We start from the raw sequence: 23,499 nt of genomic DNA, 5'->3' as shown, positions 1-23,499 counted from the left end.
CGAGAACGCAGGGCCGTTATCCGGACATGCGCGGATAAGTTGCCGGTCGAACTAGTTGGATGATCTTCCCGTCCGGACTGGCTCCACCGGTCCGGACGGGAAGACCTGTGTGAAAAAGCTTAATGGACAGGAAATCCTGCGGTCGCTCGGGGTGGATATGGGAGGCATCACATCGCGGAGTCGGCTGGAAGCTGCGGCCGATCTTGCCTCTGAGGTCCGGTCTTGAGGGTGTCCGGGAGTGAGATTCGAGGCGATATGCCCGATGTCATCCCGTTATAGTCCGTTCATGGCTCTCCATGAGACGAAGGACCTGCGTGCCCGCGACGCCGACACGGACGTGTTCGCGTCCGCCCTCAGCGGCGAGATCCTCCCCAAGTACCGGATGCCCGAAGACCACTCGCCGTCCGAGGTGGTCTACCAACTCCTCCACAACGAGCTGCTCCTCGACGGCAACGCCGCCCAGAACCTGGCCACCTTCTGCACCACCTGGTCGGACGACGGGGTTCACCGGCTGATGAACGAGTGCCTCGACAAGAACATGATCGACAAGGACGAGTACCCGCAGACGGCCGAGATCGAGAGCCGCTGCGTCAACATCCTGGCCGACCTGTGGAACGCCCCCGCCGGCACCACCGGCACCGGCTGCTCCACCACCGGCTCCAGCGAGGCCGCCATGCTCGGCGGCCTCGCCCTCAAGTGGCGCTGGCGCGAGCGCCGCCGCGCCGCCGGACTGCCCACCGACAGGCCGAACCTGGTGTGCGGGCCGGTCCAGGTCTGCTGGGAGAAGTTCGCCCGGTACTTCGACGTCGAGCTCCGCCAGCTGCCCCTGCTGCCCGGGGCCACCGGCCTGAGCCCCGAGCAGCTCGCCGCGAACGTCGACGAGAACACCATCGGCGTCGTCGCCATCCTCGGGGTCACCTACACCTGCGTCTACGAGCCCGTCGCCGAGATCGCCGCCGAACTCGACCGGATCCAGGCCGAGCGCGGCTGGGACGTGCCGATCCACGTGGACGCCGCCAGCGGCGGCTTCGTGGCCCCCTTCCTCCACCCCGACGTGGTCTGGGACTTCCGGCTGCCGCGCGTGGCCTCGGTGAACACCTCCGGGCACAAGTACGGCCTGGCCCCGCTGGGCGTCGGCTGGATCGTCTGGCGCACCGCCGACCTGCTCCCGGCCGACCTCGTCTTCTCCGTGGACTACCTCGGCGGGGACATGCCCACCTTCGCCCTCAACTTCTCCCGGCCCGGCGGCGAGATCATCGCCCAGTACTACCTCTTCCTGCGCCTGGGCCGGGGCGGCTACCGCCGGGTCCAGCAGGCCTGCGCCGACACCGCCCAGTACCTGGCCCGCGAGATCGAGACCATCGGCCCCTTCACCCTCCTCTACGACGGCCAGGGCGCACTGCCCGCCGTCTCGTACCGGCTCACCGACCCGGAGGGCGCGGGCTTCACCCTCTACGACCTCTCCGACCGGCTCCGGATGCGCGGCTGGCAGGTGCCCTCGTACCCGCTGCCGGCCGATCGGGACGACACGGTCATCCAACGGGTCCTGATCCGGCACGGCGTGACCCGGGACCAGATCGCCCTGCTCGTCTCCGACCTGCGCGCCGCCGTCGAACACCTCCTCGCGCACCCGCAGCCCGTGCCCGCGGCCCCGCCCCGGTCCGGCTTCCACCACTGACCGGGGGCCGGCGGGCTCCGGACCTGCTCCTCCGTGCCCGCCCCGGGGCGGGCACGGAGCTCAGGACGACGGCCAGCGCATCCCCAGCTCCGTCAGCGCGGCCGTCCGCTCCGGGGTGAGGGACGCCGCGCGGGAGCGCTGGTTGGCGATCCAGGAGCCCAGGCGCAGGTCCCGGTCGCCGACCCGCTCCACGTGCGCGCGCGGCACCCGAAGGTGCCGCTCGCGGTCGTGGAACCGCCGGGCCGCCTCCAGGTGCGCCGCCCACGCGTCCGCGTGGGCGACCCGGGGCTTCGGCCGGTCCGCACCCTCGGCCGGAGTCACCCCGAGGGTGTGCTCCAGCAGCCAGCGCTGCGCCCAGGCGAGGCGCTCCCAGGCCGTGCGCTGGCCGCGCAGCCACACGCCGAGGTCCTCGCCCTGGACCACGGCCTCCCCGGGGCGCGTCGGCAGCCGGCCGCCCGCGTCCAGGTGGACCCGGGTCAGGTGGAAGGCCCGCTGCCAGGAGATCTCCCAGGCCGGACACCAGGAGGCGTCGACGGCCTCAAGGGCCTCCCGCCGCTCCTCGGACAGGGCTCCGGGGCCCTCGCGGCGGGCCGCCGCCCGCTGGTTCTTGACCCAGACCCCGACCGGGGCGCCGCGCCAGGTGGCGTCCACGGGAGGCAGCAGGTGCCCGTGCTCGGCGGCCCAGCCGCTCGCCGCCGCGAGTCCCTCCTCGAACGCCACGTCGAAGTGGCTCCACACCATGCCCAGTTCGCCGAGCTGCGCCACCCGGCGGTGGCCGAGCGCCCCGCGCCGGTACGTGCGCCGGGCGTCCGCGATCCACTGGCCGAGCGGGAAACCGGCCAGCCCCGGCGGCCACGGAGCACCCGCTCCTTCCCCCTCGGCGGCACCGGCGTCGGCCTGCGCCCGCGTCGGCGTATGCGTCTCCGCGGGCACCTTGAACGCGAACGGCACCTTGAGGTCCCCGACGAGCCCGGCGTAGATCCGGGCGGCCTCCACCCCGCGCCGCCAGTGCTCGTGCTCCGGGTGCAGGACGCGCAGCCGGACGAAGGCGGCCAGCAGCGCCGGGTCGCGGGGGGTGGAGAAGCTCAGCAGGGACTCCGCGCCGCCGCGCAGCCCGGAGCCGCCCACGGACTCCGCGCCGCCCGTGGCCGTGCGCCGGCTCGGGGCCTGGGGCTGCGCCAGGGACTCGACGACCCGGGTGTCGTGGGCCCGTAGCGCCTCCAGCAGCCGCGCGAGGTCCCCGTACGCCCGCGAGGTCAGCATCGTCTCCGGGGACTCGCCGGGCCCCAGCAGCACCGGCACCACGAGGGAGGCGACCTTGCCCTCCCCGGGCCGGATGCGCAGCGCCCGGCCGACGGCCTGCACCAGGTCGGGCATGGAACCCCGTACGTCGGCCCAGAAGACCGAGTCGCACTCCTTGGTGTCCACGCCCTCGCCCAGCACCCGGACGCTGCCCAGGAAGGCCTTGTCCGCGACCCGGTCGTCCGCGAACGCGGCCAGGACGCGCCGCCGGTGCGCCGCCGTGTGCTGCCCGCACAGCCAGTCCGCCCAGACCTTGCGCGGGTACACCGGCCGCGGGGCCCAACTCGTGGCGCGCAGCCGCGCGGCGACCGCCGGCAGACCGGCCGCGAAGGCCTCGGCCTCCTTGGTCAGGTGATGGAAGACGAGCGTGCGCCGGAACCCCTGCCTCACGGCCGCCGTCATCAGCGCCGTCTGGAGCGCCGCCAGCCTGACCCCGCGCACGGAGTCGGAGCGCCCGTCCGGCCCGAGCAGCACGGCCGCCTGGAACTCCGGATCGCTGACGTCCACGCAGACCACGCGGTAGGGCGCGCAGATGCCCCGGTCGACGGCCTCCGAGAGGGTGAGGGTGTAGCAGCGCGCGCCGAACGGCCCGTCGGGATCGTCCTCCATCGAGGCCACGAGGTCGCCCCGGCCGCGCACCCCTTCCGGCCGGCCGGAACCCTCGGCGGACTCGTCGCCCTCGGCGGGTGCGGAATCCTCGGCGGACTGCCAGACCCGGGGCGTGGCCGTCATGTACAGCCGGCGGACCGAGGGGATCCGCACGTTGTCGTGCACCACCGCCCAGGGCTTGCCGATGCGTCCCGAGGTCCGGTGCGCCTCGTCGACCACGATCAGGTCCCAGCCGGGCAGACCCTCGTGGTGCGCGCGTTCGATGGTGCCCAGGCCGAGCGAGGCGTACGTGGCGTACACCGTGACCCGGTCGACGGACGGGCCCGCCCAGCCGGCCAGCTCGGCCGGGTCCGTGGTGGTGGGTACCCCCGCGTCCTCGCCGCGCAGCGAGCACACGGCGAAGGCGCGGCCGGTCCGGCCGCCCTCGCGCCAGGCCGCCGCCGTCTGTACGAGGAGGTCCAGGGAGGGCACCAGCACCAGGACGCGTCCGGCCCGCAGTTCCTCGGCCGTGTGCACGGCGACCAGCGACTTGCCGGAGCCCGTCGCCATGATCACCTGCGTACGGAGCCCGGTCCGTGGGACCCTGCGTCCGGCGGGCAGTTCCAGCGCCCGCACGGCGGCGTCGACGGCCTCGCGCTGGTGCGGACGGAGCCTCTGCCTGCTGATGCGCCCCACCTCCACCCTGATCTGCCGGTTTGCTTCCAGCTCCTATCTTGCCCCCATTTTGAATCATTGCGGGGAGATCGCGTGGACGGGGGTACGGCAGAGCGTGGCCGGGCGGGGGCGGAGCGTGGCGGAGGGCCCTACATCCGGGCGCCGAAGTTCTGCGTCCACCACGGGCCGCCGGCGCCCTGGTGGATGCCCACGCCGATGTCCTTGAAGGAGCAGTTGAGGATGTTCTCGCGGTGTCCCTGGCTCTTCATCCAGGAGTCCATCACCTGGGCCGCGGTCCGCTGCCCCTTCGCGATGTTCTCCCCGTAGGTGGACCAGCGGTACCCCGCGGCGGTGGTCCGCTTGCCCGGGTCCGCGCCGTCCGGGTTGGTGTGCGAGAAGAAGTCCCGCCGCGCCATGTCGTCGGAGTGCCCCTGGGCGGCCGCACGCAGCTGCGGGTCGTCCTTGAGCGGCCCGCAGCCGGCCTTCGCCCGCTCGGAGTTGACCAGGGATATCACCTGGGCGGCGGTGCTGCCGCCCGGCGGGGCGGGAGCGGGGCTCTTCGGCGGGGTGGACTTCGGGCTCGGCTTCGGGGTGGGCGTGGGGGTCGGACTCGGAGTCGGGGTCGAGCTCGGGCTGGGGCTCGGGCTCGGCGAGGCGCTCGGAGAGGCGGACTCCGAGGGGCTCGGGGTGGGGGAGGCCGCCTCGGGCGGCAGTGCGGTTCCCGATTCCGGCGCCACGAGCGCGGCCGGAGGCAGCTCGGGGGACCCGCCGTCGGGGCGGGCGGCGAGGTACGTCACCCCGCCTCCCACGACACAGGCGGCGAGCACCGCGCCACCGATCACCCGGCGCCGGCCCCGGGTGCGCCGCTGCTTGCGCAGCGAGGCGCGCCCGTCGCCGGGGCCGCCCGCCGAGGCGAACTGTGCTTCGAGGCCGCTGCCGCCATCGGCGTGGCCGGCGTGGCCGGCGTCGGGGGCGGCGGAGCCGCCCGGACCGTACGCCGTGGCGGCGCCGGCCAGGCCCGCGGAGGCGTAGCCGGAGTCCAGGGCCGCCCGTACGCCCGCGAGCAGCGCCACGGAGACCGGCAGCAGCGCCAGCCCGGCCAGCAGGCCTTCGGCCGGAACCAGGCCGTTCCACAGCCCGGCGCACCGCAGGCACTCGCGGGCGTGCCGGGCTATTCGCTTGCGCCACAGCGCCGAGGGCTGCCCGTCCCAGCTCGCCGCCACGGCCCGCAGGTCCTCGCAGGGCGGCTGGGCACCCAGCGCCCGCTCCACCACCCGGGCCGCCTCCAGCTGCGCCTTCATCCGCTGCACCCGCACTGCGGTGTGCTGCGGGGACAGTTCCAGCGCCTGCGCCATCTCCGCGCGCGTCAGCTCCCCGGCGCACTCCAGCCACCACAGGGACAGCAGCGCCCGGTCGTCGGGCTCGAGCCAGCGCGTGGCACGGGCCGTCTCGCGCCGCTGGCCCTCCAGCTGGAGCCGTACGACGGTCAGGTCCACGAAGTCGGCGCCCGGATCGGCGAGCTCCCAGGCGGCTTCCAGCCCGCTTTCGCCGGGGGCGCTCCGGCGGGCCTGCCAGTGGGCGCGCACCCGGTTCATGGCGATCGCGACCAGCCAGGACCGGAAGCTGTGGTCGTCGCGCAGGCCGCCCAGCCCGTCGAGTGCCCGCAGCATCGTGTCCTGGACCACGTCGTCCACGTCTACGGACCCGTTCAGGGCCCGCCCGACGATGTTGTAGACCAGCGGCAGATAGGTGCTGACCAGGTCGTCCTGGGCGCGCGGGTCGCCCGCGCGGGCCGCGGCCACCAGTGCTGCCGTGTGCTGAGTGCTCATAGAAAAGTCCCTGTCCGTACCGGCGCTCGATGATGCCCAATACCTGGGAGACCGTCGAGGGGGACTCCGATAACGCTTATCCGTCGATCCGTTCCGCGGATGCGGAATCCGGAGCGCCCGGCCCTGTTTTCCCGGCCTCGGCAGGCGCCGGGCCGAGGCGGGAGGCCAGGGCGTCGAGATCGGGCAGGAACCAGATGTGACGGCCCTCGTTCGATTCCCGGACGAGGTCGCGCAGGGCCGAACTCGCCTCCAGATGGTGCGCGAGGTCGCCCACGACCACCAGGCGGACCCGGTAGTTCACGAACTTCTGCATGATCGCCCCGGCGAGCCCGCTGCGCAGGTCGAAGAAGCCGGCGTCCAGGCGTTCCACCGGGACGGCGACGATGTCGGTCCGGTAGAAGGCGCCGCCGATCAACTGGTCGAGTGCGTCCTGCTCGGTGACGACCGGCGGGCCGTCGGCGGCGCAGACCAGAACGGGGACGCCGTGGTGTTCCACGAGGAGGTCAGCCACGGTGTGCCCCGCTTTCGTCGTTTCGGTCGCTTTCGTCCCCCATGCCGTTGCCCGGCCCGAGCAGCCCGTCGACCAGGTGCAGCAGATCGGCGGTGGTGGCCGCGTCGCCGAGGACCACGATCTTCATGCGGGCCCGCTCCTTGTCGTAGACCGTCTGGACCCGCAGCGTGCCCGGGGTGTCCCTCGGGGACTGCGCGCTCGCCGTGACGAGGGTCGCGAGCCGGTCCGCCGCGTCGGGGCCGATCGCGTCGATCTGCACGATGCTCGACACCTCCAGGTGCCGCCGCGGCGCCTCCCGGGGGGTGTCGGCAACCTCGTCGGCCGGATCGGGCACGCTCGTGAGCGCCTCGAAGTCCGCCCGGCTGATCCGGTACTGCTTGCCGATCCGGACGGCCTTGAGCCGCCCGTCGCGCACGTAGTTCCGTACGGTGCGCACGTGCAGCCCCAGCAGCTCCGCCACCTCGCCGACCGAGTACAGCTCGCGTCCTTCGTCGCTCATGACTCCGAATCCTACCCTAAAGGGTGCGGTTGTAGTGTGAATGAGTTCCGATAGGGAAGGATGCGGAAGGTCTGGAGGCCCGAAGCGGCGGAAGTGATCGGCGCCGACGGCCACCTCGAGTCGCGCGTCGACCGGGGCGGGGCCGCGGAAAACCGCTTCGGTGGTGGTTCGGTGTGCTTCTAGGATCTTCGGATGACGGATCCTCGCTACCCCGCCAAGCCCCGCCCCGGAGACCGCGTCGCGGTGCTCTCCCCCTCGGCCGGTCTGCCCGAGCTGTTCCCGCAGCCCTATGAGCTGGGGCTGCGCAGGCTCCGCGAGGAGTTCGGCCTGGAGCCGGTGGAGTACCCGACCACCCGGAAGATGGGCGCGACGCCCCGGGAGCGGGCCGCCGACCTGCACGCCGCCTTCGCCGACCCCGAGATCAAGGCCGTCATCGCCAGCATCGGCGGCGACGACCAGATCACGCTGCTCCCGCACCTCGACGCCGATCTCCTGCGCGCCAACCCCAAGCCGTTCTTCGGATACAGCGACAACACCAACCTGCTCCTGCACCTGCGGAGCCTCGGGCTGGTCGCCTACCACGGGGGTTCCGTGATGGTCGAGCTCGGACGGCCCGGCGCCATGAACCCGCTCACGGCCGAGTCCCTGCGCGCGGCGCTGTTCACCTCGGGCGAGTACGAGCTGACCGCCGCCGGAGCGAGCGGGGACGTCAACGGCCCCTGGGACGACCCGCGCACCTTCGACGCCGAACCGGACCTGGAACCGGTCGGAGGCTGGACCTGGCACAACGCCGACCGGGTGGTCGAGGGCGAGGGCTGGGGCGGGAACCTGGAGATCCTCTCCTGGCTGCTGATGGCCGACCGCGCGGTGCGGCCCGTCGAGGAGTACGCCGGCGGGGTGCTCTTCCTGGAGACCTCGGAGGACATGCCGAGCGCCCGTGACGTCTACTGGATCCTGCGCAACATGGGGGAGCGCGGACTGCTGCGGCAGTTCCCCGCCTTCCTGATGGGCCGGGCGAAGAGCTGGTCCTTCGAGAACCGCTTCGACGCCGAGGAGCGGGAACGCTACCGCCGCGAGCAGCGCGAAGCGGTCCTGCGGGCCCTCGGCGAGTACGCCCCCGGCACCATGGCCGTCTTCGACGTCGACCTCGGGCACACCGACCCGCAGATCGTGGTCCCCGTCGGGGGCCGGATCAGGGTGGACGGCCCAGCCCGCCGGATCTTCGTCACGTACTGAACTCCGCCGAACTCCCCGAAGTCGTTGACGAACTTCCCTCCGCAGTAGCTCCGTTGGGGTTCACCCGCCCCGGTCCGGGGTGACAATGGGGCTCCCACGGGACGTGTTGGGGGCGGCATGTCGGCGTTGCTCTTGAGGGGATCCGGCCGGGCGAGGGGCTGGGCCGGATACCTCGGTTCGGTAGGGCTCGGAGCAGGTGCGGTGGCGCTGGCGGCGGTGTGGACCTCGGGGCCCTGGGCCGCCGGGATCGGCGCGGCCGTCACCACGCTGTCCGGACTCGCCGCCGAGCTGATGCGGCCGTCCGGCGAGGGCGCCGACCCGCGGGCCGCCGGGGAGGTGCTCCGTACGGCGGCGGGCCGGATCCCCCTGCTGCGCCAGGTGGACCGCCCCGAACTCGCCGGAGCCCACCCGGCCGAGGCGCCCGCCGCCCCGCCCGCGTACATCCGGCGCGACGCCGAACCGGGGCTGCGCACAGCCCTGGAACAGAGCCGCTTCGTCCTCGTGGTGGGGGAGTCCACGGCGGGCAAGACCCGGCTCGCCTACGAGGTGGCCCGCAGCCGTTACCCGCGGCACGCCTTCCTCCGCCCGCTCTCCCGCGCCGCCCTGCCCGAAGCGGTGCGGATCGCCGGGCGGCGGCGCCGCGCCGTGCTGTGGCTGGACGACCTGGAGGACTACCTCGGAGCCGGCGGCCTCAGCACCGCCCAACTCGCCTCCCTGGGGACGGCGGTGGTCATCGCGACGATGCGGGTCCAGGAGTACCGGCGCTACGACGCCCGTGAGGAGAGCCGGCTCACCGGATCCGACCGGGACGCCTGGCGGGCCCAGCGCGACCTGCTCCACCAGGCGGTGGTGGTCAGGCTGCCCCGGCACTGGTCCCGGGCGGAGCGCGGCCGGGCCGCCGCCCACCGGGGCGATCCGCGCATCGGGGCCGCGCTGCGCGCGGGCGAGCGGTTCGGGGTGGCCGAGGTGCTGGCGGCCGGCCCGGAACTCCTGGCGGCCTGGGAGAACGCCTGGGCCCCGGGCGCCAATCCGCGCGGCGCCGCCGTGGTCGCGGCGGCGGTGGACTGCCGCCGGGCCGGACTGCGCCGCCCCGTGAGCCGCGCGTGGCTGCGCGAGCTGCACGCCCCCTACCTGGAGGCCCGGGGCGGAGGGGACCTCCAGCCCGAGCCGTTCGCGGAGGCGATGGACTGGGCCTGCGCGGCCGCCTACGCCACGAGCGGGCTGCTCATCGGCAACTTCGGGGCCGGATTCACCGCGTTCGACTACCTGCTGAACGCGCCGGGCCACGGCCCCGTGCCCGACCACCTGTGGCGGGGGCTGCTGCCCCTGGTGGAGCCCGCCGACGCCTACGACATGGGGCTCGTCGCCCATCAGGAGGGCCGCCTCGCGCGGGCCGTCGAGGCCCTCTGCCTCGCCTCGCACGGCGGGGTCCCCGGCGCCGAACTGCCGCTGGCCATCGCCGTAGGAGACTCCGGGAAACCCCGCCGGGCCGCCGCCGATCTCGCCGGGATCGCCCGCAGGCGCGCCGGCCGGCTCGGCCCCCGGCACCCCGACACCCTGGCGGCACGCCATCAACTGGCCTTCTTCGTAGGCGAGTCAGGGAACCACCGGGCCGCCGCGGCCCAGTTCGCGGAGCTGCTCGTGGAGGTCGCCGAGGTACTGGGGCCCGACCATCCGGACACCCTGGCGGCCCGTCACCAGCTGGCCTACTTCACCGGGGAGGGTGGTGATCACCGTGCGGCTGCGGGGCAGTTGGACCTGCTGCTGGCCGATCGCTTACGGGTCCAGGGCGCCGGGCACCCCCAGGTGCTCGCGACCCGGCGCAGCCTGATCTGGTTCCGGGCCGCGGAGACGGCCGCAGCGGAAGCCGAGTTGGGGCGCCTGCTGGCAGAGGCCGAAGCCGCCGAGGGGATCGGGCCCGACGACCCGCACACGCTCGCGGTCCGGAGCAGCATGGCGTCGCTGGCGGCCCGCGCGGGCCGCCCCGCCGAGGCGGCCGAGGCCTGGGCGGAGCTCACCGCCGACCGGACCCGGGTGCTCGGCGAGGACCATCCGCACGCGTTCTACTCCCGCCTGGAATGGGCCCGCGCCCTGCTCGCCCTGGACCGGGCCACCGAGGCGGCCGCGGTACTGACCGGCGCCCTCGCGCGGGCCGAGTCCGTCCTGGAACCGGGCCACCGACACCTGCGGACGGCCCGGGACCTACTCGCCCGAACCGCCGACCGGGCCCCGACGGCCGACTAGGCCGTCCCTTTCGGATCTTGTCGGCCGAATCCCGGCGGCCGCCCCTGAGTCGACTGCCTACAGCAGCGGGGCCAGTGCTCGGGTGGCCGCGAGCAGGGCGGGTGCGTAGGCCTCGATCTCCGTGCGGGAGACCAGGAACGTGACGGTGGTGATGCTGACGCCGCCGATCGGGCGGCCCCCGGTGTCGAGGATCGCGGCGCCGATGCAGCGGATGGTCGCCTCGTTCTCCTCGTCGTCCAGGGCGAACCCCCGCTCCCGTACGGCTGCCAGCTCCGCCTCCAGGGCCTGCGGCGTCGTGAGGGTGTTCGGCGTGCGGCGCGGCAGCCCGGCCGAGGCGACCAGCGCGCGGGCCTGTGCCCCGGGCAGGTGGGCCAGGATGCTCTTGCCGATCGCGGTCGTGTGCAGCGGCATCCGCATGCCGACCCGCGAGGCGGTCTGGAAGGGCTGCTCGCTCTCCAGCTTCCTGATGTAGGTGATGGTCTCCCCGCTGTGCAGGGCGAGATGGACCGCCTGCCCCGTGGCCTCCTGCAGTTCCCGCAGGATCTGCTCGATGCCGGCCGGCTCCCCGCCGGCGACCAGGGCGGACAGCGCGCGCAGCCGGGGGCCGGCGCCGTAGCGGCTCTCGCCTTCGGACCGTACGAAGCCCTGCTCGATCAGCGAGGCCAGGATGCGGAAGGTGCTCGACTTCGGCACGGCCGCCGCCGCCATGACATCGGTGAGCCGGTGCGGGCCGCCGGGGGCGGCCACGGCCTCCAGGATCCGCATCGACTTCTCCAGCGCCGTGCCCGCGGCGGAGGTGCGGCCGCCACGGGAGGTGGTTCCGGCCTCTTCGCTCTCGGGCCTTTCATCCGTGGACAAGGGATCTCCAGAGGTGGGTATGGTCTGCAGCAGAAGTTCCGTTACATGATACCGAGTTCCATTACGTGGAACAAATGGGGGTCCCTTGTCCTGTCACCCGTACGCGGCCATCACCGCGCAGCGACTGCTGCCGGTCCTGCGCAACGCCGACGCGGACGAGGCCGTCCGCCACGCCACCGCCCTGCTGGCCGCAGGCTGCCGCGCCGTCGAACTCACCACCTCCACCCCCGGCTGGGCCGAGGCCGTGGCCCGCACCGTGCCGCTCACCGATGCGCAGGGGCGGCCCGCCCTCATCGGAGTCGGCACCGTCACCACCGCCGCGGCCGCGCGGACCGCGCTCGACGCGGGCGCCGCCTTCCTCGTCTCGCCCTACCCCGCCCCCGAGGTCCGCGAGGTCGCCGGGGAGCGCGGCGCCGTCTTCATCGAAGGCGGCTTCACCCCGGGGGAGATCGCCTCGGCCGTACGGTCCGCCGGCGCGGCGAAGGTGTTCCCGGCCCACGTGGGCGGCCCGCAGTTCATCCGCTCCCTCAAGGCCGTGCTTCCCGAGGCCCTGATCATCCCGACCGGCGGGATCGCACCCGGCGAGGTCCGCGACTGGCTCGCCGCCGGGGCCGCCGCCGTCGGCATAGGCAGCGGCCTGCCCGCCGACCCGGGCGAACTGGCCGCCGTCTTCGCCGACCTCGCCCAGCCCTGCTGCGACGACTGCACGGGCCCGGGACGGCGTCCGTGACCGGGCCCGGGAACACGAGCCGGAGCGCGTCCGTCCCGCAGGGGTACGACGTCCTCGTCCTCGGCGAGGTCCTCGTCGAGATCCACGCCGGGACGGCCCTGCGGGACGCCGCCGACGGCACCCCCGCCCGGATCTCCTTCTCCGGGGACGCCCTGAACGCCGCGGCCGCCGCCGTCGCCGCCGGAGCCCGCACCGCCCTCCTCGCCGTCGTCGGCGAGGACGAGCTGAGCGTCCCGCTGCTGGCCCGCGCGGCCGAGCTCGGCGTGGACGTCTCCCACGTACGCCGCTCCCCGCGCCCGAACGGCGCCTACCTGCTCAGCGCCGACACCGAGGGAGACCGGGCGTTCGTGTACTGGCGCACCGGCAGCGCCGGCTCCACCCTCTCCCCGGAACACATCGACTCCTGGCGGGAGTTGCTGGCCAACTCCAAGGCCCTCATCACCAGCGGCATCACCGGAGCCCTGTCGCCGAGCAGCCGCGAAGCCGTCCTGCTCGCCGCCGAGACCGTGCACGGAGCGGGCGGGCACCTCTCCTACGACCCCAACTTCCGCTCCCGCCTCACCAGTCGGGCCGAGGCCCGCACCCTGCTGGCCCGCATCGCCCCGCTGGCCGGGCTGTTGAAGACCTCCTGCCCGGCCGACGCCCTGGCCCTGGTCGACACCGACGACCCGGCCGAGGCCGCTGCCCGCTACCGGGCCCTGGGCGCGCGTACCGTCGCGGTCACCGCGGGCGCCGACCGGTTGCTGCTGCACGACGGCACGCACGCGGCGTACCACCCCGTCCCGGTCAACCCCGACCCGGTCGACGCGACCGGAGCCGGGGACTGCTTCACCGGCACCGCCACCGCCCGGCTCGCCCTGGGCGACAGCCTCGCCGCCTCCGTCGCGTACGCGACGGCCGCCGCCTCCCTCTCCGTGTCCGGCCGCGGCGGCACCGGACGCATCCCGGATTTCGCCGAGATGGCCGCCCTGGCGGCCGCCCACCGCGACCAGCTCCTCGGCACAGGACAGGCGACGCCATGAGCTGCGGCTACGCCGCCGCGTGTCTACGCGGCTTCGAGCAGGGCCGTCTCCTCGGCCGACAGCCGCAGCGCGCCGGCCGCGACGTTCTCGGTCAGGTGATCCGGGTTCCCGGTGCCCGGGATGGCGAGGACGTGCGCTCCCCGGCTCAGGGTCCACGCCAGGCGGAGCTGGGCCGGGGACACCCCGTGGGCCCGCGCGAGGTCGCGTACCGCCGGGCCCTCCTCGGTGACCCCTCCGGCCTCCTTGCCGGCGCCCGCGATCGCGAAGAAGGGGACGAAGGCGATGCCCTGTTCGCCGCACGCGTCGAGGAAGGCGTGCTCCTCGGCCGGCGAACCGACCCCGTACGCGTTCTGCACGCAGACCACGGGCGCGATGGCCCGCGCCTCGGCGAGGTGGTCCGGCCGTACGTTGGACACGCCCAGGTGCCGGATCAGCCCGGCGGTGCGCAGCTCGGCGAGCGCCCCGAAGTGATCGGCGATCGAACCGGTCGTCGCCTGGCGCGGGACGCGCAGGTTGACCACGTCCAGGTGGTCGCGGCCGAGCTGGCGCAGGTTCTCCTCGACCTGCCCGCGCAACTGCCCGGGCGTGGCCCACCACCAGTCGCCGGCGGCGTCGCGGCCCGGACCGACCTTGGTCGTGATGACCAGCTCGTCGGCGTACGGGGCGAGGGCCCGGTTGATGAGCTCGTTGGCGGAGCGGGTCGGGGAGAAGTAGAAGGCGGCCGTGTCGATGTGGTTGACGCCCAGCTCCACCGCCTGCCTCAGCACCCCGGTCACCCGCTCCCGGTCGCTGGGGGAGCCGTCGGCGAGGTGCGTGAGGCGCATCGCGCCGAAGCCTATGCGGCGGACCGGGAGGTCGCCGAGCAGCCAGGTGCCGGATGCGGCCGCGGTGATCTTGTCGGAAGTCATCGGGTGAGGGTACCGGGGTCGGTGACCCAGCCCGCGAACAGCACGAGTCCCGAGTCCCGGTCGACGGCGAGGAAGCCGAAGGGCCGGTCCACCTCGAACTCGGCCTGCCGGACCCGGTACGAACGGGTCCGCGCGGCCCCGCGGAACATGCCGACGGCGGTGACGGCCGCGGCTTCGAACCCCTCCGCGTGGAAGCGGGCCACGGCCGACTGACGGGCGGAGCGGACGGAGAGGGGGACGGCGGAGATGCCGGGGAAGGAGCCGGGGGCGGCGGCCGCGGAGGCTGCGGCGGCGAGCCCGAACGCCTCGGCGTGCTCCAGCAGATCGTGCTCGGCGCGGATGTCGAAGGCCACCGTGCCGATCCGGGCCACGGGTTCGCGCGTGGTCGACTCCACCGTGCGCAGCGAGAGCCCGGGACCCGCGTCGCCCTCGGGGAGCTCCCTCGCGGTCGAGGAGGCGAGCGCGCCGGTGACCTCGGCGATCCCGGTCGTCAGGACGTCACCGGGCGCGGCCCCGGGCTCGCCGAGCAGCAGGTGCACGTCCGCACCGCGGGCGCCGGGTGCGCCCGGGACGCGGAGCAGGGTCACGGGGCCGGAGGGGCCGCGGGCCACCCGGATCCGCTCCGGGAAGGCGTGGGTGACGGCCAGCCCGCGCAGGGAGCGCCCGCCCCACGGGCCGTGCGACGGCTGCACCGGCCGCTCGGAGAAGGGCTGTTCCCAGGTCAGGTGCAGGGCGAGCGCGGAGGCGAGGACCAGCTCGACGTGCGGGCCCACCTCGACCGGCATCCGCTCGATGAGGCCGCCGGTGCGTTCGGCCGCCCAGGCGTCCAGTGCCTTGCGGTCGGTGTCCTCGTCCCCGCTGAGGGCGGACCGGGTCCCGGCGGGGAGCCGGGCCGCCCAGGCCTCCTCCAGCGGGAGGTCCCGCCGCGCCCACAGGCCGGCGGCGGCGCGCAGGCCCCGTACGCCGTCCAGGGCCGTCAGCAGCTCCCGGGCGGCTGCGGCCGCCGAGTCGGCGGGTATGCCGAGGGCTTCGGCCAGCTCGGTACGGGCCGGCCCGTCCGCGCCGTCCGCGAGCAGGGCCAGCAGCGGCCAGAGTCCGGCCGCCGTGAACACCGTGCCTTCGGCCGCGTCCGCGGACCGGGCCGACCACCGGGCCGCCCAGCGTGTCGTCAGGCGGTTGACCGCCTCCACCGTCGAGTTGTCCATGGAGCGGAGCGTACGGGGGAGGGCCGGGCGGAGCGGGAGCGGCTCAGTCCCGTTCCTCGGCCTCCTCGGCCGCATCGGGCTCCTAGGCTTCCTCGGGCTCCTACGCTTCCTCGGCATCGAGTTCCGCCCAGGCCTCCGCCTCCTCCGCGGCGTGGTCCCGCTCCTCGGGCGGTAGGGGGTCCGCCACCCAGCCCGCGGCGAGCACCAGGCGGGAGGTCCGATGGACGGCGAGGAAGCCGAAGGGGCGCTCGAAGGCGACCCGGGCCTGCCTGACGGTGTATCTCGACCGGGGCATCGCGCATCCGGCGACAGCCGCGAACGCCGTCACGGCGGCGGCCTCGAAGCCCTCGGAGTGGAAGCGCGCCACGGCCGACTGCCGGGCGGAGCCGACGGCGAGCGGCTCGGCGCTGATGCCCGGGAAGTGGCCCGTGCGGGTGTCGCGGGCGCTCTCCAGGCCGAACAGTGCGGCCGGGTCGAGGAGATCGTGGTCGGCCTCCACCTCGAAGGCCACCGTGCTGATGCGGAGCCAGTGCTCGGGGGTGTCCGAGCGGACGCTCCGGATGTGCAGTCCCGGCCCCGGATTCCCCTCGGGCAGCAGGCTCGCGCCCGTGGACGGGATCGCCCGGGTGACGGCCGCGATGCCCGCCCGGAGGGTCGGTCCCGGCGGGGCCTGCTGTTCGCCCAGGACGAGGTGCACGTCCACCCCGCCGTCGCCGACCACCTCGAGCAGGGTGACCGGGCCGCCCGGCGCCCGGGCCACGCGGACCCGGTCGAGGAGGGTGGTACTGCGGCTGAGGCCCTGCACCTCCCGGCCCGCCCAGGGGCCTTCGCCGATCTCGGTCGTCCAGGGCTCGAAGGGCTGGATCCACCGTGTGCGCAGCGTGAGGGCGGAGGCGAGCACGAAGCGCGTCTCCTCGTCGACGGGGACCGGCATCCGCTCGACGAGGCCGTCGGTGTGTTCGGCGGCCCAACTGTCCAGTGCCTTGCGGTCGGTGGCTTCGTCTCCGGTGAGCGTGCCCCGGGTCCCGGCGGGGAGCCCCGCCGACCAGGCCGCCTCCAGGGGGAGGTCCCGCGCGGCCCAGAAGCCGGTGGCCGCGCGCAGGCCCCGTACGCCGTCCAGGGCGGTCAGCAGCTCCCGGGCGGCCTCGGCCGCCGTGTCGGCGGGTATGCCGAGCGTCTGCTCCAGCTCGGTGCGGGCGGGGCCTGCGGCGCCGTCGGCGAGCAGGGCCAGCAGCGGCCAGACCCCGGCGGCCGTGAACACCGTGCCCGTTCCGTCCGCCGCCGCGTGCCCGGCCCAGTGGGAGGTGAGCGCGTTGACCGCCCGTACCGTCTTCGTCCTCATGCTCATGCGGGGGAGCGTAAGGGTTGGGGCGCCGCCGGGCCGCGTCCATTTCCACGACCCGGCGGCGCTGTTCGGGGGGCGGGGCCGTCAGCGGCCGCGCAGGCCCTCGTCGACCGCGGTCATCAGCTCACCGTCGGCGGTGTCCGCGTCCAGCGACCAGAACATCGCGCCGCCGAGGCCCTCCTCGCGGATGTACCGGGTCTTGGTGCGCAGCACCTGCGGGTCGTCGTACGTCCACAGGCTGGTGCCGTCGAACAGCCAGGCGCTGCCGTTTCGGCGGTCCCGGTGGAGCTTGTACGTACCGGACGCGGCAAGCTCCTTGAGCTCCTTGTAGTCCGCGTAGCCGTTCGCCCACTTGGCCGGCGCCGGACCCGTCGCGGGCTGCCCCATGCCGTCCCCGCCGCCGCTGACCCCGGTCCAGCCCTGCCCGTAGAACGGCATGCCCATCACGAGCTTGTGCGCGGGTGCGCCGCGCCGCTCCCAGGCGTCCACGGTGCCGTCGACGCTGAAGTCGTTCCGTGCGTACAGCGCGGACTGCTGGGCGGTCTTGGCCTCGCCGGAGACGTGGAAGTCGTAGCCCTGGAGGGTCACGAAGTCCAGGTCGCGCATGATCCGGCGGACGTCGAAGCCCGCGTCGATCTTGGCGGGGGCGGTCGGGACGAAGGCGGACAGCTCGTACTTCGCCTTCCGCTTCTGGCTGCGGGCGTAGTCGTCGAGCTGCGAGCGGAACTCGGCCACCAGCGCCGTGAAGTTCTTCTTGTCCTCGGGGCGGTAGGTGGTGTCGGTGTCGCCCGCGGAGCCGGGCCACTCCCAGTCGAGGTCGATCCCGTCGAAGAGGCCGGCGGCCGAACCCGCGCCGCCGCGGCTGCCGTCCTGCGGGAGGTTGCCCTTGATGTACAGGTCGATGCAGGAGGACACGAGGGCCTTGCGCGAGGCCGGGGTGAGCGCGGCGTCCGAGAAGTGCGTGGACCAGCTCCAACCACCCAGGGAGATCAGGACCTTGAGGTTCGGGTGCTTGGCCTTGAGCTCGCGGAGCTGGTTGAAGTTGCCGGCGAGCGGCTGCACCCAGTCGTCGGCGACGCCGTCCACGGAGTTCTCGGCGTCCAGCGGACGGACGTAGTCGGCCCAGGCGTCGGCCTCACCGGGGATGTTGCCGGTGAAGCACTTGCCGTCCGCACTGATGTTGCCGAAGGCGTAGTTGATGTGCGTGAGCTTGCTCGCGCTGCCGTTCTTCTCCAGCTCCTGGACCTGGAAGTCCCGTCCGTAGACGCCCCATTGGGTGAAGTAGCCGACCTTCTTGTACGAGCGTCCGTGCCCGGAGCCTTCGTGGCCGGAGCCGTCGTGGGCGGGGGCGAAGGCGGTCAGCAGGGAGAGGGAGCAGGCGGCGACTGCCAGCCTGCCGAGCATGCTGCGGCGCATGGGCTTCCTTTGCGGATGCGGTGAGTGGTGCCGGGGCGCGTGCGCTGTGCATGCGGAAACTATTGGTCTGGACCACAGCGGGTCAAGGGGGCGGGACAAGTCGGTACGGACGGGAGGGCGTTCGCGAGGGCGTTCGGGAGGGCGTCCGGGCGGGTCCGGGGGGCCTCGTCCGGCCGGGCGCCGCTGGGCGACTTCGTTGGCGAGCCCGCCGTCGAGGACGAACCGGACCGCGGCGATGCCCGAGTCCCGCGGCAGCCGGAAGACGACGAGGCCGGTGGCCATGGAGCCGAGGTCGAGGGCCACGGCCTCGGGGAAGCCGTCCCGGCGGAACCGGCCGCACCGGGCTCCTCTGCTCTGCTGGGAGCGGACCGGCGAAGCGATGCCCCCTCGGAATCCAGCAGGCCGCGCCGACCGGGGGCCCCTACTCTTGCCCCCATGCTCTGTCTCGCATCGGAGGACCCGCTCGCCGAAGCCGTCACGGCCGCGATCCGGGGCGGCGACCTGGACGGACTCCGGCGGCTGCTGGCCGCGCACCCCGGGCTGGCGGGGGGCCGGATCGTGAAGCGGGGCGAGGCGGCGGGCGAGCGGAGCCTGCTGCACCTCGCCGTGGACTGGCCCGGCCACTACCCGCGGACCGCGGAGGTGATCCGTACACTCGTCGCCGCCGGAGCCGACCCGGGAGCCCGCTTCGTCGGCGCGCACCGGGAAACCCCCCTGCACTGGGCCGCTAGCAACGACGACGTCACCGCGATCGACGCCCTGGTCGAAGCGGGTGCCGACCTGGAGGCCCCGGGCTCCGTCCTGGGAGGCGGCGCCCCTCTGGCCGACGCGACCGGCTTCGGGCAGTGGCGGGCGGCGCACCGACTCCTCGAACTCGGAGCCCGCCCCACCCTGCAGGACGCGGCCACCCTCGGACTCCTCGCCACGGTCGAGGACTCCGTCGAGGCGGGGGCGGATCCGGATGAGATCACCAGCGCCTTCTGGGGAGCGTGTCACGGGGGCCGACTGTCCACGGCGCGATACCTGTTGTCCCAAGGTGCGGACATCAACTGGCTCGGCCACGGCGGCCAGACCCCCCTCGACATGGCCCTGACCAGTGAAGACAATCAGCTCATCGACTGGCTGACATCGGCGGGCGCCCGCACACGGGGCGAAATTCTCAACGGTTGACCACCGAATTCAGTGGATCTTCGGAGTGCGGCATGGCATGGTTGGTCTCACCGAAGGGGCGTAGCTCAGTTGGTAGAGCATCGGTCTCCAAAACCGAGTGTCGTAGGTTCGAGTCCTGCCGCCCCTGCAAGGAAAAGCCCAGGTCAGACATAGTCTGCCTGGGCTTTCTTGCTGTCGGTCCAGGTTGTCGCTGCGCCGGACTGTGGTGCGGCTGCGGCTCGGCTTGCATCGATATTCGAACACGTGCGCTACTGGAGTCATGCACCACCGCACACGCCCGCACGTCCGGCAGGCCCCCGCATGATCCCCCTCAAGCCCCGCCGACGCCTCATCCTGGAAGCGATCGCCCGGCACATCGCCGTGCACGGCCGTGGGCCGACGGTCCGGGAGCTCGGTGCCGCGGTGGGCCTGTCCTCGTCCAGCAGCGTGGCGCACCAGCTGGGTGAGCTGGAGAAGCGGCACCTGCTCAGCCGGCGGGACCGCGGGTGGAGCAGTGTCGAACTGACCCCGGCTGCCACCCGGCTGCTCGCCGAGCCCGGGTAGCCGGCATGGGTCCGCCCGTCGGTCGCTGTCCCCGAAGGGCCCGACGGGCGGTACAACCGGCGCAGCAGCATCCCCGCTAGCTAGAGCCGATGTGATGTGTCCACGCTAGCCGTGCCCACTGACAACGGGCGGCGTGGTAGGCGGGGGGAACCTCCCGCGGGTAGGTCGGGAGGGTCGTCCGCACTGGTCAGGCGGTCGGCCCGGCGTCGTCGAGCTCCCAGCGCGCCAGGATCTCGGCCACGCGCGGGTACCGCTCGAGGATCTCGGCATCACTCAGGTCCGCGTCTGCTCCCCCGAGGACTGTGCGGAGGGGGGTGCCGTCGGACAGCGTCATCACTCGGGTGCGGTACTCGTCGGTCATGGGCCCTCCAGCGTTCGGTCGGCTGAGGCGCCCACGATCCGCCTGGCACATGCCTGCGTCAACCCCTGTGGAATTGATCCTTCCAGAACGTTCACGTGTCAGGCTACGGGTCCTCACCCAGCGGCCGGAGCACCCCGCAGGGTCTGCTGGGGCCAGGAGTGATCAGGAGCACCTAGCCTGGGGGCATGAACGCCAGCGCCGGGCGCGAGCCCCGTTCGGACCTGCGGGACTTCCTGCGTTCCCGGCGTGCCCGGATCGGGCCCGAGGAGGTGGGGGCCGCCGCGCATCCGGGGCGGCGGCGGGTGCCCGGGCTGCGGCGGGAGGAGGTCGCGCAGCTTGCGGGGGTCAGCGTCGACTACTACACGCGGCTGGAGCAGGGCCGCACCCAGCACGTCTCCGACGAGGTCCTCGACGCCGTGGCCCGGGCGCTTCGGCTCGACGCGACCGAGCGGTCCCACCTCTTCGGCCTGGCCCGGCCGCAGCCGGCCCCCGGGCCCGGGCGCGCCGCCGGCGCGGCGGCCGGAGCCTCCGGCCGCGCGGGAGCCGGCGGCCCGCAGCGGGTCCGGGCGGGCCTGTACCGGGTGCTGGACGCCCTGGAGGACGGCACCCCGGCGATGATCATGGGGCACCGGCTGGAGGTCCTGGCCGCGAACCGGCTCGCCGAGGCGCTGTACGCCGACTTCGGAGCCGCGGAGACCGACCCCCCGGAGGCGGGCGCACCCGGTGGCGGCGGGCGCAATTTTGCGCGGTTCCTCTTCCTTGACCCCGCAGCCCGCGGGCTCTTCGCCGACTGGGAGGGGGCCGCGCGCGCAGCCGTCGCCGCGCTGCGGTTCTACGCGGGCCGGCGCCCGTACGATCCGGATCTGAGCCCGCTCGTCGAGGAACTGGGCACGGCCGATGCGGATTTCCGGCGCTGGTGGGCCGGGCACGACGTGCTCGAACACACCCACGGGACCAAGCGCTTCCGGCACCCGGTCGTCGGCGAACTGGCCCTGGAGTACGAGTCCTTCGCCTTCCCGGACGACCCCGACCAGACCCTCTACCTCTACACGGCCGAACCGGGATCACCCTCCGACGAGGCCCTGCGCACCCTCGCCTCCCGGGTCGCCGATGCGGTGCGCGCGCACCGCTGACACGCCCTTCTGGCAGACTGGGCCGCGTTATCCAGGCGGTGCAGGACAGGAAACCGGTGCGAATCCGGTGCGGTCCCGCCACTGTGACCGGTCGTCCCCGTGCGGGGACCCGGGAGTCAGACACTGACGCACCGCCTCTTTCGGGCCGATCATTCGGCCGTTCGACCAGGGGACGCGGATCCCCCGGAGAGGCTTCGCCATGTCCTGGCACCCCCGTGCGCTGCTGCGCGCACTCCTGCCCGTCCCCCTCCTGATACCGCTGGTCGCCTGCGCGGGATCATCCCCGGCGCAGGACGCGAAGGCGGAGGCGGGCGCCGCGCCCGGATTCCCGTACACGGTCACCAACTGCGGTGTCACCAGCACCTATCAGGCACCGCCGCAGCGTGCGGTCACCATGAACCAGCACGCCACCGAGATCCTCCTGGCCCTCGGCCTGGAGGGCAGGACGGTCGGGACGGCCTACCTGGACGACGCCGTACTGCCCGCCTACCGGCCCGCGTACGACAAGATCAAGGTGCTGGCGAAGGAGTACCCCTCCAAGGAGATCCTCCTCGGAGCCAACCCCGACTTCGTGTACGGCGGTTACTCCAGCGCCTTCGACAAGGCGCAGGGCCGCGACCGCGAGGGGCTCGCGAAGTCCGGCATCAACTCCCGGCTCAGCGTGGAGTACTGCACCGAGGGCAAGGTCGGCCTCGACCAGCTCAGGACCGAAATCACCGAGGTGGCCCGGACCTTCGGCGTGCCCGAGCGCGGCGAACGGCTCATCGCGGACGAACAGCGCCGCATCGAAGCCGTCAGCGCCCGTGTGAAGGACCGGGCCAAGCCCGCCGTCTTCGTCTACGACTCGGGCGAGGCCTCCGCCTTCACCTCGGGCGGCAAGGGCATCGGCAACGAGATCGTCGCGCTGGCGGGCGGCACGAACGTGTTCGCCGACCTCGACGACACCTTCGGCGACGTGTCGTGGGAGAAGGTCATCGAGCGGCGGCCCGAGGTCGTCCTCATCTACGACTACGGCGGCACCACCGTCGAAGCCAAGAAGCAGCGCCTGCTCAACGACCCGGCGCTGGCGCAGGTCCCCGCCGTCAAGAACCAGCGGTTCGTCGTGCTGCCGCTGTCCTCGGCCGTGCTCGGCGTACGCGTCGCCGACGCCGTCGAATCGCTGGGCGGCCAGCTCCACCCCGCCGCCCCGTGAGGCTCCGGGCCGCCCGCGCGTTCACCCGTACCCCCGTCGTACTGGCCCTGCTCGGCGCCGCGCTGGCCGCATCGGCCCTGGCGGGCCTGGCCCTGGGGCCGGTACGGATCCCTCCGGGCCAGGTGCTCGACATCGTGCTCGCAGGGCCGGGACCCGCAGGAGGCACGGGCGCCTTCGGGGCGATCGTGTGGGACGTCCGCATGCCGCGCGTCCTGCTCGGAGCCGTCGTCGGCGCGGGCCTCGCCGTCGCGGGAACCGTGCTCCAGGCCCTCGTCCGCAATCCGCTCGCCGACCCGTTCCTGCTCGGGGCCTCCTCCGGGGCCTCGGCCGGGGCGGTGCTGGTGATCGTCTTCGGCGCCGGCTTCCTCGGCTCCGCGGGCGGCGCCGCGGTACCGCTCGCCGCGTTCGCCGGGTCGATGGGCGCGCTCGTCGCCGTCTACGCGATGGCCCGGCGCGGCGGCACCATGACCACCGGCCGGCTGATCCTCGCCGGAGTCGCCGTCCAGTACGTGCTCTCCGCCCTGACCAGCCTGGTCCTGGTGCTGGCCGCCCATCCCGATCAGATCCGCAGCGTGCTGTTCTGGACCCTCGGCGGGCTGGGCGGGGCGCGCTGGAGCGAACTGGCCCTGCCCGCCACGGCCCTGCTCCTCGGCACCGGGCTGCTCGTCGCCCTGGCCCGGCCGCTCGACCTGCTGCTCGCGGGCGAGGAGGGCGCCCAGACGCTCGGCCTGGACACGGGCCGGTTCCGGGCCGCCGTGTTCGTCCTCACCTCGCTGGTCATCGGCGTACTGGTGGCCTACAGCGGGGCGATCGGCTTCGTCGGACTGATGGTCCCGCACGCCGCCCGGATGGCCGTCGGCGCCGGGCACCGGGCGCTGCTGCCCGTGGCCGCGCTGGGCGGGGCGGTGTTCCTGACCCTGGCCGACCTGATCGCCCGTACCGCCGCCGCACCGGAGGAGATCCCGGTGGGCGTGGTCACGGCACTGGTCGGCGGGCCGTTCTTCCTGTGGATGCTGCGCAGGTCCACCCGTACCGAAGGGGTCGTGGGATGACG

The 23,499-nt window shown here is 73.8% G+C and carries 20 protein-coding genes, 1 tRNA gene and 1 riboswitch; of the genes, 11 read left to right on the top strand and 10 right to left on the bottom strand.

Translation table 11 applies throughout. The features are described 5' to 3' along the window. Positions 1-286: 286 nt before the first annotated feature. Positions 287-1,678 (top strand): glutamate decarboxylase, encoded by a 1,392-nt coding sequence (locus ACZ60J_RS08345; RefSeq protein WP_469679759.1) that lies wholly within the window; start codon positions 287-289, stop codon positions 1,676-1,678. Between the two features lie 60 nt (positions 1,679-1,738). On the opposite strand, the gene ACZ60J_RS08340 is transcribed toward ACZ60J_RS08345, so the two are convergent. The 4 genes from ACZ60J_RS08340 to ACZ60J_RS08325 form a co-directional block, all read right to left on the bottom strand. Then, on the bottom strand, positions 1,739-4,264 hold the full coding sequence (locus ACZ60J_RS08340) for a helicase associated domain-containing protein (RefSeq protein WP_469679757.1): 2,526 nt from the start codon (positions 4,262-4,264) through the stop codon (positions 1,739-1,741). A gap of 128 nt (positions 4,265-4,392) precedes the next feature. After that, complete coding sequence (locus ACZ60J_RS08335) at positions 4,393-6,072, bottom strand: sigma-70 family RNA polymerase sigma factor (RefSeq protein WP_469679756.1); 1,680 nt, start codon at positions 6,070-6,072, stop codon at positions 4,393-4,395. Positions 6,073-6,148: 76 nt separating this feature from the next. Beyond that, the gene (locus ACZ60J_RS08330; RefSeq protein WP_469679755.1) at positions 6,149-6,583 is read right to left on the bottom strand and encodes a DUF4180 domain-containing protein; all 435 of its coding nucleotides are present in this window, start codon (positions 6,581-6,583) and stop codon (positions 6,149-6,151) included. Beyond that, positions 6,576-7,082 (bottom strand): helix-turn-helix domain-containing protein, encoded by a 507-nt coding sequence (locus ACZ60J_RS08325; RefSeq protein WP_469679753.1) that lies wholly within the window; start codon positions 7,080-7,082, stop codon positions 6,576-6,578. Before ACZ60J_RS08325 ends, ACZ60J_RS08330 begins: the two co-directional genes overlap by 8 nt. 192 nt (positions 7,083-7,274) lie before the next feature. On the opposite strand from ACZ60J_RS08325, the gene ACZ60J_RS08320 reads away from it, so the two are divergent. Both ACZ60J_RS08320 and ACZ60J_RS08315 read left to right on the top strand, forming a co-directional pair. Beyond that, complete coding sequence (locus tag ACZ60J_RS08320; protein WP_469679752.1) at positions 7,275-8,318, top strand: S66 family peptidase; 1,044 nt, start codon at positions 7,275-7,277, stop codon at positions 8,316-8,318. A gap of 201 nt (positions 8,319-8,519) precedes the next feature. Then, complete coding sequence (locus ACZ60J_RS08315; protein WP_469679750.1) at positions 8,520-10,562, top strand: tetratricopeptide repeat protein; 2,043 nt, start codon at positions 8,520-8,522, stop codon at positions 10,560-10,562. A 57-nt stretch (positions 10,563-10,619) separates the two neighbouring features. Here ACZ60J_RS08315 and ACZ60J_RS08310 read toward each other — a convergent pair whose 3' ends face one another. Further along, positions 10,620-11,420 (bottom strand): IclR family transcriptional regulator, encoded by an 801-nt coding sequence (locus ACZ60J_RS08310; protein WP_469679748.1) that lies wholly within the window; start codon positions 11,418-11,420, stop codon positions 10,620-10,622. Positions 11,421-11,505: 85 nt separating this feature from the next. On the opposite strand from ACZ60J_RS08310, the gene ACZ60J_RS08305 reads away from it, so the two are divergent. Both ACZ60J_RS08305 and ACZ60J_RS08300 read left to right on the top strand, forming a co-directional pair. Continuing rightward, positions 11,506-12,150: a bifunctional 4-hydroxy-2-oxoglutarate aldolase/2-dehydro-3-deoxy-phosphogluconate aldolase gene (locus ACZ60J_RS08305; protein WP_469679747.1), complete on the top strand. Its 645-nt coding sequence runs from the start codon at positions 11,506-11,508 to the stop codon at positions 12,148-12,150. Next, positions 12,147-13,172, top strand: a complete 1,026-nt coding sequence (locus ACZ60J_RS08300; protein WP_469679745.1) for a PfkB family carbohydrate kinase — start codon at positions 12,147-12,149, stop codon at positions 13,170-13,172. Before ACZ60J_RS08305 ends, ACZ60J_RS08300 begins: the two co-directional genes overlap by 4 nt. Positions 13,173-13,195: 23 nt before the next feature. Here ACZ60J_RS08300 and ACZ60J_RS08295 read toward each other — a convergent pair whose 3' ends face one another. The 4 genes from ACZ60J_RS08295 to ACZ60J_RS08280 form a co-directional block, all read right to left on the bottom strand. Next, on the bottom strand, positions 13,196-14,080 hold the full coding sequence (locus ACZ60J_RS08295) for an aldo/keto reductase (protein WP_469679743.1): 885 nt from the start codon (positions 14,078-14,080) through the stop codon (positions 13,196-13,198). After that, a complete protein-coding gene (locus ACZ60J_RS08290) occupies positions 14,077-15,285 on the bottom strand; it encodes a serpin family protein (RefSeq protein WP_469679742.1) in 1,209 nt (402 codons plus the stop codon). Before ACZ60J_RS08290 ends, ACZ60J_RS08295 begins: the two co-directional genes overlap by 4 nt. Positions 15,286-15,385: 100 nt before the next feature. After that, a complete protein-coding gene (locus ACZ60J_RS08285) occupies positions 15,386-16,633 on the bottom strand; it encodes a serpin family protein (RefSeq protein WP_469679740.1) in 1,248 nt (415 codons plus the stop codon). An 81-nt stretch (positions 16,634-16,714) separates the two neighbouring features. Further along, positions 16,715-18,046 (bottom strand): glycoside hydrolase family 18 protein, encoded by a 1,332-nt coding sequence (locus ACZ60J_RS08280; protein WP_469679738.1) that lies wholly within the window; start codon positions 18,044-18,046, stop codon positions 16,715-16,717. 435 nt (positions 18,047-18,481) lie between these two features. Between ACZ60J_RS08280 and ACZ60J_RS08275 the strand changes: the two genes are divergently transcribed. The 3 genes from ACZ60J_RS08275 to ACZ60J_RS08265 all read left to right on the top strand — a co-directional run bounded on the left by ACZ60J_RS08275 (position 18,482) and on the right by ACZ60J_RS08265 (position 19,759). Beyond that, positions 18,482-19,216, top strand: a complete 735-nt coding sequence (locus ACZ60J_RS08275) for an ankyrin repeat domain-containing protein (RefSeq protein WP_469679736.1) — start codon at positions 18,482-18,484, stop codon at positions 19,214-19,216. Positions 19,217-19,270: 54 nt separating this feature from the next. Beyond that, positions 19,271-19,343 (top strand) — tRNA-Trp (locus ACZ60J_RS08270). A 173-nt stretch (positions 19,344-19,516) separates the two neighbouring features. Then, positions 19,517-19,759, top strand: coding sequence for a LexA family protein (locus ACZ60J_RS08265; protein ID WP_469679734.1), 243 nt, complete (start codon positions 19,517-19,519; stop codon positions 19,757-19,759). Positions 19,760-19,946: 187 nt separating this feature from the next. Here the strand turns inward: ACZ60J_RS08265 and ACZ60J_RS08260 are convergent, their stop codons facing one another. Continuing rightward, a complete protein-coding gene (locus ACZ60J_RS08260) occupies positions 19,947-20,120 on the bottom strand; it encodes a hypothetical protein (protein ID WP_469679733.1) in 174 nt (57 codons plus the stop codon). Between the two features lie 185 nt (positions 20,121-20,305). Here ACZ60J_RS08260 and ACZ60J_RS08255 point away from each other — a divergent pair, with 185 nt between their 5' ends. From ACZ60J_RS08255 to ACZ60J_RS08245, 3 genes are all read left to right on the top strand, one after another. Continuing rightward, complete coding sequence (locus tag ACZ60J_RS08255) at positions 20,306-21,253, top strand: helix-turn-helix transcriptional regulator (RefSeq protein WP_469679731.1); 948 nt, start codon at positions 20,306-20,308, stop codon at positions 21,251-21,253. A gap of 6 nt (positions 21,254-21,259) precedes the next feature. Next, a riboswitch (cobalamin riboswitch) is annotated at positions 21,260-21,399 on the top strand. Between the two features lie 53 nt (positions 21,400-21,452). Then, entirely contained in the window at positions 21,453-22,445 is a 993-nt protein-coding gene (locus tag ACZ60J_RS08250) for an ABC transporter substrate-binding protein (RefSeq protein WP_469679729.1), read from the top strand. After that, on the top strand, positions 22,442-23,497 hold the full coding sequence (locus ACZ60J_RS08245) for a FecCD family ABC transporter permease (RefSeq protein ID WP_469679728.1): 1,056 nt from the start codon (positions 22,442-22,444) through the stop codon (positions 23,495-23,497). Before ACZ60J_RS08250 ends, ACZ60J_RS08245 begins: the two co-directional genes overlap by 4 nt. Positions 23,498-23,499: the final 2 nt, after the last annotated feature.

The organism is Streptomyces sp. NPDC104226 (genome assembly GCF_055584085.1).
This window is presented reverse-complemented; position numbering and strand designations above follow the sequence as displayed.